Annotated in this window: 16 protein-coding genes; 4 read left to right on the forward strand and 12 right to left on the reverse strand. The window is 46.5% G+C overall.

The annotated features are described in order from the left end of the window. The first annotated feature begins 35 nt into the window (after positions 1 to 35). Positions 36 to 500 carry a DUF4385 domain-containing protein gene (locus tag ABTV53_RS28150; protein ID WP_433748919.1) on the forward strand — a complete coding sequence of 155 codons (465 nt, stop codon included), beginning with the start codon at positions 36 to 38 and terminating at the stop codon, positions 498 to 500. 102 nt (positions 501 to 602) lie between these two features. After that, on the forward strand, positions 603 to 1,910 hold the full coding sequence (locus ABTV53_RS28155) for a VWA domain-containing protein (protein ID WP_433748922.1): 1,308 nt from the start codon (positions 603 to 605) through the stop codon (positions 1,908 to 1,910). 155 nt (positions 1,911 to 2,065) lie between these two features. Here the strand turns inward: ABTV53_RS28155 and ABTV53_RS28160 are convergent, their stop codons facing one another. Then, on the reverse strand, positions 2,066 to 2,881 hold the full coding sequence (locus tag ABTV53_RS28160; RefSeq protein WP_433748924.1) for an SDR family NAD(P)-dependent oxidoreductase: 816 nt from the start codon (positions 2,879 to 2,881) through the stop codon (positions 2,066 to 2,068). 249 nt (positions 2,882 to 3,130) lie between these two features. On the opposite strand from ABTV53_RS28160, the gene ABTV53_RS28165 reads away from it, so the two are divergent. Further along, positions 3,131 to 3,790: a TetR/AcrR family transcriptional regulator gene (locus ABTV53_RS28165; protein WP_133386313.1), complete on the forward strand. Its 660-nt coding sequence runs from the start codon at positions 3,131 to 3,133 to the stop codon at positions 3,788 to 3,790. Between the two features lie 132 nt (positions 3,791 to 3,922). Here ABTV53_RS28165 and ABTV53_RS28170 read toward each other — a convergent pair whose 3' ends face one another. The 5 genes from ABTV53_RS28170 to ABTV53_RS28190 all read right to left on the reverse strand — a co-directional run bounded on the left by ABTV53_RS28170 (position 3,923) and on the right by ABTV53_RS28190 (position 6,969). Continuing rightward, positions 3,923 to 4,984, reverse strand: coding sequence for an LLM class flavin-dependent oxidoreductase (locus ABTV53_RS28170; RefSeq protein WP_091035571.1), 1,062 nt, complete (start codon positions 4,982 to 4,984; stop codon positions 3,923 to 3,925). Positions 4,985 to 5,139: 155 nt separating this feature from the next. Then, a complete protein-coding gene (locus tag ABTV53_RS28175) occupies positions 5,140 to 5,301 on the reverse strand; it encodes a hypothetical protein (protein WP_433748929.1) in 162 nt (53 codons plus the stop codon). Further along, a complete protein-coding gene (locus ABTV53_RS28180) occupies positions 5,298 to 5,555 on the reverse strand; it encodes a hypothetical protein (protein WP_433748932.1) in 258 nt (85 codons plus the stop codon). The genes ABTV53_RS28175 and ABTV53_RS28180 overlap by 4 nt, the downstream gene beginning before the upstream one ends. 112 nt (positions 5,556 to 5,667) lie before the next feature. Then, complete coding sequence (locus ABTV53_RS28185) at positions 5,668 to 6,480, reverse strand: class I SAM-dependent methyltransferase (RefSeq protein WP_433748935.1); 813 nt, start codon at positions 6,478 to 6,480, stop codon at positions 5,668 to 5,670. A gap of 147 nt (positions 6,481 to 6,627) precedes the next feature. Continuing rightward, positions 6,628 to 6,969, reverse strand: a complete 342-nt coding sequence (locus tag ABTV53_RS28190; protein WP_433748938.1) for a zinc ribbon domain-containing protein YjdM — start codon at positions 6,967 to 6,969, stop codon at positions 6,628 to 6,630. 236 nt (positions 6,970 to 7,205) lie between these two features. Here ABTV53_RS28190 and ABTV53_RS28195 point away from each other — a divergent pair, with 236 nt between their 5' ends. Next, positions 7,206 to 8,357 carry a VanZ family protein gene (locus ABTV53_RS28195; protein WP_433748941.1) on the forward strand — a complete coding sequence of 384 codons (1,152 nt, stop codon included), beginning with the start codon at positions 7,206 to 7,208 and terminating at the stop codon, positions 8,355 to 8,357. Positions 8,358 to 8,493: 136 nt separating this feature from the next. Here ABTV53_RS28195 and ABTV53_RS28200 read toward each other — a convergent pair whose 3' ends face one another. From ABTV53_RS28200 to ABTV53_RS28225, 6 genes are all read right to left on the reverse strand, one after another. Beyond that, positions 8,494 to 9,951: a carboxylesterase/lipase family protein gene (locus ABTV53_RS28200; protein ID WP_433748944.1), complete on the reverse strand. Its 1,458-nt coding sequence runs from the start codon at positions 9,949 to 9,951 to the stop codon at positions 8,494 to 8,496. 314 nt (positions 9,952 to 10,265) lie between these two features. Continuing rightward, complete coding sequence (locus tag ABTV53_RS28205; RefSeq protein WP_433748947.1) at positions 10,266 to 11,360, reverse strand: metallophosphoesterase family protein; 1,095 nt, start codon at positions 11,358 to 11,360, stop codon at positions 10,266 to 10,268. Then, positions 11,360 to 11,698 (reverse strand): DMT family transporter, encoded by a 339-nt coding sequence (locus ABTV53_RS28210; RefSeq protein ID WP_433748950.1) that lies wholly within the window; start codon positions 11,696 to 11,698, stop codon positions 11,360 to 11,362. Before ABTV53_RS28210 ends, ABTV53_RS28205 begins: the two co-directional genes overlap by 1 nt. Next, positions 11,695 to 12,465 (reverse strand): HAD family hydrolase, encoded by a 771-nt coding sequence (locus ABTV53_RS28215; RefSeq protein WP_433748953.1) that lies wholly within the window; start codon positions 12,463 to 12,465, stop codon positions 11,695 to 11,697. The genes ABTV53_RS28210 and ABTV53_RS28215 overlap by 4 nt, the downstream gene beginning before the upstream one ends. A gap of 96 nt (positions 12,466 to 12,561) precedes the next feature. After that, positions 12,562 to 13,935, reverse strand: a complete 1,374-nt coding sequence (locus tag ABTV53_RS28220) for an ABC transporter substrate-binding protein (protein WP_433748956.1) — start codon at positions 13,933 to 13,935, stop codon at positions 12,562 to 12,564. Positions 13,936 to 14,176: 241 nt separating this feature from the next. Further along, complete coding sequence (locus tag ABTV53_RS28225; RefSeq protein WP_433754362.1) at positions 14,177 to 15,046, reverse strand: carbohydrate ABC transporter permease; 870 nt, start codon at positions 15,044 to 15,046, stop codon at positions 14,177 to 14,179. Positions 15,047 to 15,055: the final 9 nt, after the last annotated feature.

A 15,055-nucleotide genomic window follows, 5' to 3' on the forward strand; every position in this document is an offset into this window, starting at 1 on the left:
GAATCGGGGTAACTCTTATCAAGGAGGGCATACAAATGAAAAAATTTGATTACAGCCTCAATTATGAAGAGCTCGATCTGCGCAAACATCCTGAGCTGTACACCGTAGGCCGGGGTGAGCAGGGAGTTCTGATGGTAGAACCATACAAAGGGGAGATTCTGCCACACTGGCGATTCAAAACACCAGAGATTGCGACAGAGTCATCGGAGAAGATCTATGAACTATTTTTGGAGTATAAGAAAAAGGGGGATTTCGTTGGTATGGATATGGCTCGTAAATTTCTCCAGATGGGCTATACACGGGCCAGACGATATACGAATCACAAAGGAGGACGCAAATATTCGAAGAAGGATGGCTCGATCCTGCCCTATCAGAATGATGAGGTGAAGGCAGAATCGGCAGCTATATTCAAAGCGCAGTGGGAGATTGCGAAGACGGATCCAGACTATGTGAAGATGAAGAAGGAGCATCGGGAAAAGTACGAGTCAGAGCAGACGTAAGAACATCGGGTAAACGATTGACTTATGGAAACATTTGTCTCAGAATCGATCTTATTACTGTTCATTTTCAACCATTATATTGGAGAAGAGAGGCATCCGATTATGACAGATTCGTTCATCCATTTAAACACAGGCCAGAATATCAGTATCAACGAATCCACCCAACTTCAGGTAACCATTCAATGTACATCATCTCCTTCTCCCTTGGATGTTAGCTGCTTTATGGTGAACGAAGAGGGAAAAGTCCCATCTGACGACTATTTTGTATTTTATAATCAGAAGGCCGATCCCCATCAAAGTGTGCTTTTGCAACAGGCAGAGGAACTGAAATCCTCGTTTGTACTGGATACAAATCAATTACGGCAGGCTCCTGTGGAAAAATGTGTGTTCACGGCTACAATGGATGCGGGAGGTACTTTCACCGATGTTCAGACATGTCAGGCGATTGTACAAGCGGGTTCCCAGCGAATCATCTATGAGATCACGCAGGTGACTGCGGAAACAGCTCTTATTTTTATTGAAATCTATAAGTATCGTGACGGGTTCAAAGTTCGTGCGATTGGACGTGGTTTCTTTGGTGGATTGCAGCCGCTGGCAGAGTCATTCGGTGTTGAAATTGAGAGTAACGACACATCGGAAGCCGAACAGGTTCTTCTCACCGCACAAGCCGAAGTAGCAGCGGCCTCTCCAGAAGTCTTGGCACCTGTTGCTGCACCAAACACGAATCATCCGCCGCTGAACCTGACCAAGATCGATCTCCTCAAGCATAAAGTAACCCTGTCTCTGCAAAAGAAAAAGATCGAACCAATACAGGCACGTGTTGCCGTCGTATTTGATGCATCAGGCTCCATGTACCATCTGTATCGAAAAGGCATCGTGCAAGAAGCCTTCGAACGTATCCTGGCGATTGCATCAGCTTTTGACGATAACGGAGAGTTGGATGTCTGGTTCTTCGCCAAAGACTTCTTGCGTGCACCTAGCGTCACCGCCAAGGATTTCGAGAATTATATTGAACGCACATATACGCTGGGAAGCAAAGGCGGTACCAACAATGAACCTCCTGTGATGCAGGATGTCATTCGCAAATACACGATCGAGGAACCCAATGTGAACATTCCAACGTATATTATCTTTTTTAGCGATGGCGGAGTCAGTCAAAAAGGGAAGATTATGCGGCTTATTACCGAAAGCTCAACCAAAAATCTGTTCTGGCAATTCGTTGGCCTGGGACAAGCCAATTACGGTGTTCTGGAGAAGCTCGATGACATGACTGGACGTTTCATCGATAATGCTGACTTTTTTGCTCTGGACGACATCTCCAAGATCAGCGATGAAGAATTGTATGATCGGCTGCTTACTGAATTTCCAGGCTGGATTAAAGAAGCACGAGCCAAAGGTATTCTGGCCTAAAACTTCCGATTACATAATCCACGATATCAGATTGAACGAAATCTCGATTCATTAAAAGACGTTGCCAGTGAATACCTCACTGACAGCGTTTTTCTTTTTACTTTACTTTTACTATTACTTTTACTTTCGGACTTAACCACCACACACACCACTAATCAGGCTTGTACCTTTTCTGCTTTCCCCCCCTTGGAACGTGGACGAAGCATGCTTCCTACGATTCGCAACATCAACTTGCGTGGCACGAGGCGGGTGAACTGCGCTGTCCAGTAATTACCGGCCCCCGGCACAGCATAAGGTTTGCCTGACTCGAGTGCTCTCATGGCCACCGCCACGACATGCTCAGGGGTATCACGTTTACCCACCGAAGCTTCATCAGCGCCCACTACATCAAAGAACGAAGTCTCGGTTGAGCCTGGGCATAGTGCCAAAAACTGAACGCCACGCTTCCTGTTTTCTTCATATAATGCCTCGGTAAAAGAAAGTACAAATGCCTTTGTCGCTCCATACACAGCCATATATGGATCAGGTTGAAAGGCAGCCGTCGAAGAGACATTAATGACAGCACCATTTCGCTTCTGTAACATGCCTGGCAAGAAAAGATGCGTCATGTTTGTCAAGGCGAGCACATTCAACATAATCTCCTCCTGCTGGCGGGAACCATCCACCTGTTCAAAACATCCATGGGTAGCAAATCCCGCATTGTTGATCAGCATATCGATGTGTATTCCCCGATTCTGACATTCCTCATATACCCTCTGAGGTGCATCGACTTGAGACAAATCCGATACGATCACCTCAGCCCTTACTTGATATGTACGTTCTATACGCTCTGCCAATTGATTCAGTTTGGATTCTGTTCTGGCCACCAGCACAATATTTTTACCCTTGGAAGCCATTTCGAGTGCAAAAACTTCCCCAATACCTGAAGAAGCACCTGTAATAAGTACCCATTGATGCTGTTCTTTTATCATCTCTCATCCATCCTCTATGCATAATTTGAACACTTGTTTTTATTAGGAAACACTGTTTCTGTATAGAATCATCGTAACCAAAATCCATGACGCTGTCAAATACATTTGTTAAATTTAAATCTAGAACGTGGTGCTTACTTATTAAATTCGGATTAAATTGACGTCATCCGGCGTAAAACAGTAGAATGACCTTAAGAAAAGGAAACGTAGTTTCTGTTCAACAACAATACGGTTACGAGGATGAAATCAATGAAGGATCTTAATTCGGGTTCCACAGAATCTGCACATACGGTAACAACCTTTCAGGAAGCCAGACTCCAGCACTCGGATAATCTGCGGCAAAATATTGTGCATGCTGCTGCTGCTTTACTGCAAGAGCATGGACCAGAAGCCGTCACGGTACGCCGTGTAGCTGAACGCATGGAGTGCTCCACCAAAATCATATATAACCTTTTTGGCAAAAAAGAAGGGTTAGCCAAACATCTGTATTTAGAGGGATGCTCCCTCATGGCCCAGCGATTTGAAACTATACCCCGGCAGGCATCGTTCGAACAGTATTTCCGTGATCTGGCCTACGTCTACTGGGACTTCGGCATTTCTCAATCCAGCTTCTATCAGCTGATGTTTGGAGGATCTTTTTCCGAATTCAAACCAGATGGAGAAACCTTACAGGGAACAGCGACTGCACTGAAGCAAGTGTCTGCCTTAGTGGAGTTAGCCATTGAACAGGGAATGCTTCAGGTACAAGATCCCATGCTTGCAGTTCGGATGATCTGGGCTCCCTTACACGGTGTTATTCATCTGTATTTGGGAGGCCATATTGAGAGCGAAGAAGCTGCCAAAACCCTCTATGATCATACGTTATCCATGGTTATACACTCCCTTGTGAGTACATCTGCGAATGGATAGGCATTAAACCTGTGCTGTTTTAGATACTTTTAGAAGATAAACGAAAAAGGAGCAGGCCCATTGGCGTAATACGCCTAGGGCATGCTCCTTTATTTGGTTGACTCTATCTAGTTCCGTAACGGTTTCAGTCGATTAACGTGCCTCTTGGTTCTCAGCTTCCCAACGTGCAATTTCTTTGCGCACAATTGGAGCGACTTCTTTACCAAGCAGCTCGATTGCTCTCATAACCTCGTTGTGCGGCATTGTGCCGAGGGGGGTGTGCAACATGAAGCGTGTGATCCCGACTTCTTTACGCAGGTAAATAATTTTCTGAGCTACGGTCTCCACATCACCTACATACAATGCACCTTCCAGGCTGCGCGCCGCATCAAATGTCGCACGGCTGTAGTGTCCCCATCCACGTTCACGACCCAGTATGTTCATGACCGCTTGCGCTGGCGGGAAGAATTTCTCCACGGCTTCGTCTGTTGTATCGGCAATGAAGCCGTGAGAGTGAGAAGCAACGGTCAGCTTGGAAGCATCATGTCCTGCATGTGCAGCTGCTTTCTTGTACAGTTCCACCAGTGGTGCGAATTGCACCGGACGACCACCGATAATGGCAAGCACCAGTGGCAAACCGAGCAGTCCTGCACGAACTACCGATTCCTGATTACCGCCACTGCCAATCCATACCGGAAGTTTTTCCTGTACCGGACGCGGGTAGATGCCCAGATTGTTAAAGGAAGGGCGGTGTTTGCCTTCCCAGGTTACTTTTTCCGAATCACGCAGCTTGAGCAGCAAATCCAGTTTCTCGTCGAATAACTCATCGTAGTCGTTCAGATCATAGCCGAACAGTGGGAACGATTCGATAAATGATCCCCGCCCTGCCATAATCTCTGCACGTCCGTTCGAAATGCCGTCCAGTGTCGCGAAATCTTGATATACCCGTACCGGATCATGCGATGACAGCACGGTTACCGCACTCGTCAAGCGAATATTCTTGGTCTGTGAAGCTGCGGCTGCAAGAATGACAGCTGGTGATGAAGCGGCGTAGTCAGCACGATGATGTTCTCCCACGCCATATACATCCAGACCCACCTGATCTGCCAAAACAATCTCTTCAACAACATCCCGAATACGCTGCGCATGACTGATAAGTTCTCCTGTTTTTACATCCGGGTTTGTCTCCACAAATGTACTAATTCCGATTTCCATTGTCTGTTCCTCCCTGGTATGAAGCGATCCGTCGTTCATCTAACCTATTGTAAGTAGATCACCTTTTGTTATGTATCTTAATATTGAACTATTTTGGTGAAAAACACAAGTACCCTCTGTTTCCAGAGGGCACATTTATGTTTATTTTCTATAAATTATGGCTTATCTATACTTAGTTCCATCAGGTTGGCATTAATTACAACACCAGTCTGTTTCATAAAATTAAACCCCAGAATTCCGTCAATCTCTAGACCATAATCCATATTTCCTATTTCAATCTGAAAATTATTAATCGTTGTTCCATCTGAAATTTTCATCGAGGACCTCTTATGCCAACATATCGTTCTCTTGCCACAACTTCTGGACGTGAAGTGTGAAAAAAGCAGTATTCCCGTTTGGGATCTTCCTGATGCAATTCACCATAACGTTTTAGTGCCTTTGTAGAATCATCAAATGAATCAATAACAGCCATCTCTTCAATATAACACTGGCCTTCTCTTGAATGCGCCTTGGTTGCCTCAAAAACGACCCATTCATTTGGGAATCGCTCCTGAACTTCCTTCCATTGCATAGTGACACCTCCAGACCATTTGATAGAAATATTATATCATGTGCAAACAGCATTCCATGGTCTGAAATTTTCTAAACTATATACATTTTTTAGAGCATTGCCTGTAAATCTATTATTTCTTTCTCCCAATGTACAGCAGATGAGACGAGATTCCCAATATGGAAGGGTTTTTGGCGGCTTCAATCATATATTGAATGAGTTCATCATACTCGCCACGCTCTTTCCAGTAATCCAACTGCTCTTCGGTAAGCATGGCTCTAAGACTGGATGAACCAATTAAATCAATGGTTTCAAATCCATGTTGTTCCATGAAGGGTGTAACGTCCTGAATATTAAAATAGTATGCTCCCGTAAATCGTCCTTGATCCTGATGATCGAATATACCCTTTTCCACAAAAGAACGGATGGCTGCCATATGATCATTCGGCTTCCAATGCTGCGGGGATTGCAGCGAATTGATACTCATGCGCATACGGCTTTGCATCGCTACAAATACCACGCCTCCTCGCTTGGTCACCCGATACAATTCCCGTACAGCAGCCGTCCGCTCCTCCTCTGTCTGCAGATGATACAACGGCCCCAGCATAAGGGTAGCATCATATGTTTCGTCAGCCATACCGGAGAGTGAAGTTGCATCGAGAACATGGAATCCATCGAATTGCTGTGTCAAACCAAACTCCTGAGCCTTTTGCCGCGCAGTATCCACGGAGGATGGTGTCAGATCGGATAAAGTGACTTGGTACCCCAGCTTCGCAAGCTCCATGGCATACTTTCCTGGTCCTGCGCCATTATCCAGAATACAACCAGTAGCGGGGAGATGCTCCCTGATGTAATGCATGTTAATGATGAATTCAATTGGTTCCCGCTCCAGTCTGCCCCATTCATCAAACCCGGAATAATATTTAATAATATGATCTCTCTTCATCGCTCTGGCACCTGCCTTTTCTTATATGTAGACCACCTAACGATGTTCAAAAATTAAATTCCAACCAGTATATATCTACTAAATATTTCCTGTCAAACAAAAAAACGTTCCATTCCCATTGGATGCGGAACGGAACGTTTCTCGATCTTATATCTTTTTCACAAACTCCGATTTCAACTTCATTGCACCTAGACTATCGATTTTACAATCAATATCATGATCCCCATCAATTATGCGAATATTCTTCACCTTCGTGCCCTGTTTAACCACGAGTGAGCTACCTTTTACCTTCAGATCTTTAATGACGGTAACGGTATCGCCATCACTTAACACATTTCCGTTGGCATCACGGATTACTTTTGCATCCTCTGCATTCTCATTGTCTGCTTCCAAAGACCATTCATGCGCACACTCCGGGCAAACCAACAGGTTACCATCCTCGTACGTGTACTCCGAATTACATTTCGGGCAGTTAGGCAAATTAGACATATGTATTAAACTCTCCATTCTACGATTGGCTTTCCCGCAAGTATACGGGATATCGACGGTATATTCCATACGCTAGGTCACTGCATGGATGGATTTAAACCAAATTTAAGGTTCATGCCTCCCTCACTTTAAGGGTAACTGCTTATGATGTAACTAATAGATACGCACTACACATACATGAATTTTAATGTCTCTATGAATTGTTATTATATTTAAAACCAAAGGAGTTCCTGCTCATGTCCTCATATGTTTTCCCTGTGCAAACGGCTTTTTTTATCTTTGTCGTTGCCGCCATGTTCTTGCTGGTGCCATGGTTGATCTACGGATATCGTAAAGACGGTTTCTTCAGCTGGTCACGGTTTGGCATCAGCTTTTCGTTTATCTTTTATATTCTGGCCGCCTATTGCCTCGTCATTCTCCCGTTTCCGACTACGCGAGATACCTGTGCACAGCAAGCCTCTGACACGATCTACTACAATCTGGTTGCATTCACTTTTGTCAAAGACATTATGAAGGAAACACCCATTGTATGGTCTCAGCCTTCCAGCTATCTCAGCATGATTCAGGGCAGAGCTTTTCTGCAAGTTCTATTTAACGTCCTGCTTCTCATGCCGCTGGGTGTATATATCCGTTATTTTTTTCAAAAGAGATCATTCTGGAAGTACGCCCTGGTTGGTGGATTGGGACTTTCCTTATTCTTCGAGATCACTCAAATCACCGGATTTTACGGGTATTATAATTGTCCTTACCGCCTGTTCGATGTAGATGATCTGTTATTGAATACTTCGGGAGCAGTCATTGGATTCTTCACAGCGCCCATCCTGCTTGCTTTATTCCCATCACGTGCAAGCATTCAGGCGAAAAGTGAGCAGATCGTGGAACAAAATCGCGTGTATGCTATGCCTCAATTGCTCGCGTTAATTATTGATGGAATCGTTGTTGTCTTCCTTTCGAATCTAATCTCCATCTTTACAGCGTCTGATGTGATCAGTGATGCGCTAAGTACATCCATTGCTATGGTCATTGTGCTGTTCTTCATACCTTGGGTGCGAAATGGGGTAACTCCAGGCTCGGCTATCTTGCGATTCCGCTATGTGGATCGTCAGACCGGCACACCTACCAGTGAATCATTATTCAAAAGATTTGCCGCACTCTATGTTCCATGGCTGCTAGTTACGATCATTCGCTTGGTCAACGAATATGCCTTTTCAGGTCATCAGGATGTTATGCTTCAGCCTTATCAAATGTGGATCTCCTTGGGGACATTCGGTATCTATATGTTAGTCTACGCCGTGCTTTGTGTTCATGTCTTGATCGTACTCTTCTCCCGTGGAAAACGTTCCTTCTACTTCGATGAGGTGTCCCGCACGCGTGCCTCTCGTAAATAATATTTGGAGTATACCTTACGTTCTGCTTACTCTTCAGCCGGATTAATAAAAGAGGACGCTCATTCTGAAAATGAACGTCCTCTTTGGTTTGGACTCTAGTAGCTATTCAAAGTATCCATCTAAATAATAACCTGAATTATAAACCCAACAGCTCTCGCTTGGCCGCATCCGGATCATGCACAACCTCAATCTCATGGTTGAAGATCAATGTTGCACGATTCTGCTCATATTCAGGCCAGTTCACACCTGCAACCTCAGGTTTGCCATTCTTGGCAAAGGAAATCCACGCATCCTGTACCTTAAGGGCAAGTGCCGCCGCAGCTTCGTCCGGCTCCGCATTCATGAATTTGAGGACATGAAGGGTATTAAACACAAAGAACATTTCGATGCTGTGAATCGCTCTTTGTAACAGAGGATGTTCCGGCATCACCCAATCAAATCGATACATCCACACCGGGGCATATTTCTGCTGTGCAGCAGCATATTGCAGCGATGACCGCCAGAAGAACATATCCGTCATGACTTGGGCTTGTCCATCTGCCGTTTTTGGATAACTATCCGCAATGGCTACCCGGTTCTCCAGATCTGGCGTCATAAAGTCTACGCCCTGAACCATATCGATCTCTTTTGAAAAAGGGACATGCGGCTGGATGAACAGCGCACCCTCGTGCAATGTCGTACCAATCAGCACGGGAATATCCTGCGCTGAGCCTTCGCTCACTGCCTGAAGCGGCACCTGTGGTAGTGTATGCCCATCCAATACAGGTTGGAACAGTAATGCCAATCCTGCCCCGCTCTGCTGTTTTACCTTTTCACCAGCCTCAATAATCTGCTCTACAGGGATTGTACTTAGCTTCTGCAGGTTGTCCCGATCCACCCCAAGGATCTTTAACATCCCTTCCCGCAACGCTGAGGCTTGCTCTGCCGGCATCAACTGGGAAGCACCACTCTCCATAATGGCACGTTGGAATAACCCCTTCGCAGCAGGCATCGCCATTAAAGCAGCAATACTCATACTGCCTGCAGATTCGCCGAACACGGTAACCTGGTCCGGATTACCACCAAAAGCAAAGATATTATCCTTCACCCACTGTAATGCCGCAACCTGATCCAGCAGACCTGCATTGGATACATATGAATCACCTAATGGAGCCATATGAAGGAAACCCAAAGGTCCTAGTCGGTAGTTGATCGTCACAACGATGACGCCCCCCCGAACCGCCAACTGTGTACCATCATACATCGGCTGGCTACCCGAACCGGATACGAAGGAACCGCCGTGAATCCATACCATGACCGGCAGTGGTGTTGCTCCTTTTTCCTTAGGTGCCCAGATGTTCAGATATAGACTATCTTCTGACTCATTCGGAATTTCTGTCAGGCCTTCTGGTTGATGATTTCGAGGTTGTATATTCTCAGGCCCAAATTGTGTAGCCTGTCTGATTCCGTCCCATGACTCGGGTTGTACCGGAGCCTTGAACCGCAACTCACCTACCGGGGGTTTCGCATAGGGAATACCTTTCCATACGCTTGCACCGTGCAAAAGCTCGCCTTGAACAGTACCATATTTCGTTTGAACTTGAAGTTCTCTCATGCCGCTTCTACTTCCTCTCCATATATAGGTTGAATTAACGAGTACGTGCATAGCATGTGTACTTATTTGAGTATAGTTTGTACGAACACCCATTTACAACTTTACCCAAGCCTATGTACTCCTACTACGTTTCACGTGGAACTTTATGGGCTGGATAACGATTCAACCATCCCTTTCGTGATTTGATACACATCGAAAGATGAACACCAAAAGGATCACTCTTAGAGCCCTTTCATCAAGTTTGTGCTTATCTTAATGACATGGCTCTTTAGAGTGACCCTTCCCTTTGATTCCCCAGCCCCAACCAAATAACACTACTCTTCTACTGGATAACGCACCGTAAACTCAGCACCCTCGATCCATTTGCCCGCGACAAAGTCCCGTCCCTTCACAACGACTCGATCCTTATAAATCTCCACATGAAGCCCCTCACTGCCCTCCAGATGCTCATCCTCATCTGTCCAGAGATAACCTACAGAGGACGCATTAAACATGGTTGGCATGTGCCCCGCACCATCGTACATCGTATGCTTTGCTTCCAGTTGCCAATGGGTATGTCCCGAGAAAAGGATCGCTTGCGGATAGTTGGCCAGAACCTCTTTAAGTTCCGCATCCTGATTCACACCATACCAACCCTGTTCCTTCATCGATCCTGCCACCGTATCCATCAGCGGCTGGTGTAAGAAAATGAAGATGGGATGTTCTGGCGTTGCACGCTCAGACAATTTTGCCTTCAGCCATGCCAATTGTTCAGCCGACATATCACAATCCTTCGGATGAGGTTGCTCCGTGCCCAGGAAAATATAATGATAGCCATCGATCCAATGATCATGGTACGCGCCCTTCATACCTGTTGTCCCTTCAAAATCACGCAATCGTCGCTGCCACAACCCGGCAACTGTAATAGGGTCGACTAATGGCGAGATAGTTGCCCCGTCTTGGCCCTCTTGCTCAGAAGTTACAGCAGACAACGTATAGGTCCCGCCGGATAGTTGCTCAATGAGTGCAGCTGATTCAGCAGCAGTTTGTTTTGTGACCAGCCCCATATCTGCCTCTTGCTCCAACAACTCGGCTATTTCATCCTCTTTCATCTCAAGCAAAACGATCGGCGGATCTTGCCATACCACGGCGCCAATATCATGATTACCTACCGTGTACCGGATATCCGGCAAGTTGTTCGCATGTTGCTTCCATATGCGTTGCAACTCACGATATTCGCTTGGCAGCCCCCGATCCGTCACATCACCCACATGCATAATCCCGCTGCTCCCCTGACTGAATGTAGCTATGTCGGCTAATGCTTGGTCCAGATGCCGGTTATGAATATGGTCTGCCTCATCTCGCACATGTGTGTCCGTAATGACCTGGAAACTGGCAATAGGTTGCTCCGGTATATGTTCATTTTTCATCAAGAATCACTCCATTTCAGTCCAATAATGCCAATCAGGATAAAACCGATCCATACCATCGACGTGAGCCGCAGACGTTCACCAAAAAAGTAATGCCCTGCAACGCCAATAAGCGTAATCCCCACGCCAGACCATATCGCATAGGCTACAGCCAGCGGCATATACTTCACTGCAAAGTTGAGAAAGGTAAAGCTTGCGCCATAACAAACAAACATCAACACCGACGGCCATAACCGCGAGAATCCATCTGATACTTTTAGCAAAATGGTAGCACTAAGCTCCAGCCCAATGGCCAGTGCCAACAGGACCCAGCCCAAGTAAGCATGACTATTCGTCATCGATTCAGCCCACCATTCAGCAATTCATGGAAAGATTGAATCGTTCTGTCCGCCAAACGGATTGTTCCCGGTTCTCCAATGCCAATCCGGTACCCCGCACCAGCGGCTCGTGCCATCTCCATGTCTCCGTCCGTATCTCCAATAACCACAGTATGCTGTACAGATACTCCCAACCTTTCACAGGCAAGCAGAAGCATATCGGGATATGGTTTCCCCCGCTCCACCAGATCGGTACCAATCACCACGTCAAAAAAGGAATCCAGCCCCATCCACTGCAAATGTTTAATCGCACTTGGTGTATCATCTGCCGTCACGACGCCCATAACGACACCTTCGCTACGGCACTGTTCAAGGAATTCTTGAACTCCCGGTAAGGGACGTGCCGGACGATGCTGTTCCATCTCTTCCTCCGCCCGCGCCAAACATTCCCGAACCATGATCTTAGCTTCCGCCCAGCTGAGACCCGCACGATATCCATGCCACGTCAGCACGGCATACACTTCATCCATCGTGCCCATGGCAAGCGGCCCCCGCACATCATACCCATTCATACGGCCTTGGTCATCGTGGAAAGTCCCCCAGATCTGTGGAAGTTCATCTGTGTTGATACGGAGTCCTCTAGTCGCTAACTGTTCTCTGAAGTCGTTTAACACACAATCGGTCCAGAACCCCCACATGCCTGTAAAATCAAGTAATGTCCCGTCCTTGTCAAACAAAACAGCTTCAATCGGATTCGGTAATCCGTCTACATGCGTTTCATCTTGCATTGGTTAAACTCCTTGTCTGCAATCTTGTATGAACGGAAGGGACGGTACAGCATGTACCGCCCCTACTCGCTTCATTCACGTGCCTGAATAAGTTTATTATTTTGTTACACGATCCAGTTCCTTCTGCGCTTTCTCTTTTGCTTCCTTCAGCGCTTGTTCTGCTGGCATATTATTGATCTGTACCTGATCAGCTGCATCCTTCAATGCATCATTGATCTTGCCACCCGTTGGATCCTGGAATGGAGCCGAAGCGTGAGCTGCCTGTTGCAGTGGTACGGTGATCTGTGGATTTTCCTCACTGAATTTCATGAACTCTGGATCTTGTTGAGCTGATTGACGAACTGCGATATATCCGGTGTTCATGGACCATGAAGCTGTGTTCGAAGTTTCGGAGAAAAACGTAAGCCACTTGTAAGCTGCCTGTTGTTGCTCTGGACTCGCTGCTGACGGAATACCTGCTGAAATGGCACTTGCTACCGGTTTTCCTTCACCAATACCTTCCCAGCCTGGTTGTTGCATCGCAGCGACTACGCTAAAGTCCAAGTCACCTTGGTCACCACTAGATCCGGTGTAACCCGCTGCTTTATTTTTCATCACATCATCAATCGTTTTGTACCAGTACTCCCAGCCCTGACCTCCATAGTGAATGCCCATAATCTTGTCTTCGTTGATCCATTTACGGAACATGTCCCATGTCTCGATCCATTCCGGGGAATCGATCATGACGGTTTTGCCATCGTCGCTAAGAATCTGTCCGCCCTTACCCAGCACGGCATCAATCATATTGTCTCTACCCCACATCGGTTCCCAACCGTAGAAGGTGGTCTTGCCATTCTCTTGCTTGCTCATCTTCGCAGCTGCCTCAGCCAGCTTCTCCCATGTCGTCAGACTCGCTGGGTCGATTCCGTTCTCCTTGAACGTATCCATGCGGTAATACATGATCTGGGTTGTACCGTACATTGGCAAAAAGTATTGCTTTCCATCCACCTGTCCCTGGTTCAGGAATGTTTGAATGAAATCGTCTTTGTTAAAATTCGGATCAGCGGCAATCATCTCATCCATGGGTGCGTAATATCCTTTGCGTGCCCAGTCTATATTGGAGCTGAGTACAGCGGCTGGAACCTTCTTGGAAGCAATTGCTGCTTGCAGCTTCTGTTCCGTTTCCGTGTAATCTGCTTGTACAATCCCTTTTACAACGACTTCGTTCTGGGAGGCGTTGAACGCATCAATCGTCTTTTTCATGTTATCGCCCAGATTACCACCCAGACCATACCAGAACTCAATCTCCACCGGATCTTTCGCCTGAGTTTCGGTTCCACTGGCAGTAGCCGTCGTGCCTGATTCTACGGGTGCTTGTGTTCCACAAGCGGTTAGCAGTGCAAAGCTGGTCGCGAGTACCAGCGACATGCCCCCCTTCCAGTTCAACCTCAATCTCTTTTTCCATGTCATGCTTGCCTGACTCCAATTCATTGTTGTTCCTCCCGTTTTAGGTGAAATGGTAGTTTGCATAAATTGAACTAAACAATATTTACACTAGCCACTCCAATGACAGAACAACCTTCTGATCGCTGTTATCCCCAGATTTTTTTGATTCCTTTTTATAAAGGTAAAATCCGGGGATAAAGGCGAGCGCTTCGCTTCTTCAGATTATTTCTGTCCTCTCCGTTTTGTGTAAATGTTTATTTCAATTTATATAGTAAGGTAGTTAATCTCAGTTCTTGTTCACACCAGCCGTAATATTCACGCTCTGCATGATCGTCTTCTGGGTGAACAGGAAGAGAATAAGTAGGGGTGCGATGGTGAAGGCACTCGCAGCCATAATCTGTGGCCAAGCCAGTCCATATGCTCCGCCTTCTACAAAGAAGCTGCGCAGACCAGCCGATACCAGCTGTAAATCAGGGTCTTTGGTGATGAGCATAGGCCAGAAATAGTTGTTGTACTGTTCAATAAACGTAATTAGAACCATCACAGCGAAGCTTGAGCGAACAAGCGGCGTGATAATCGTCCAGAGAATCCGGAAGTGAGATGCACCGTCCAGCTGTCCGGCTTCCACCAATTCATGAGATACCTGCATGAACGCCTGCCGGATCAGGAAGATCGAGAACACGCTGACACAGTTGGATACAATCAAGCCTGTGTAGGAATCCAGCAGGTTAAGTTCGCTAAGTACCAGGTAACTAGGCAGATACACGGCCGTACTCGGTATCATATAACCCACGAGAATCAGGGATGTCAGTACACCTTTGAGACGGAATTTCATATGTGTCAGGGCGTACGCCATCATACTGGAGTTGACGATCTGAAATAGACAGATGGCTAAGGCAACCCCAGTACTGTTCAGGATGTAACGGGCAAATGGTGCCGCATTCCAGGCATCCACATAGTTGCTCCACAGGAACGTCTCCGGCCAGAAGGTCGGCGGAAACTGCCAGATCTCATCATTGGTTTTGAATCCGCTAATGACCATCCAATAGAAGGGAAAGGCTGTACCCAGCGCGATAACGGCTAACAGGAGGTAGCGGATCATTTTAGTTATTTTAAAATTCGGTTGTGACACGTTCTGCAACTCCTTGCGCTTCATCCGTTTAGA

The sequence above is a fragment of the Paenibacillus amylolyticus genome (assembly GCF_050990605.1).
Taxonomy (GTDB): Bacteria; Bacillota; Bacilli; order Paenibacillales; family Paenibacillaceae; genus Paenibacillus; species Paenibacillus amylolyticus_H.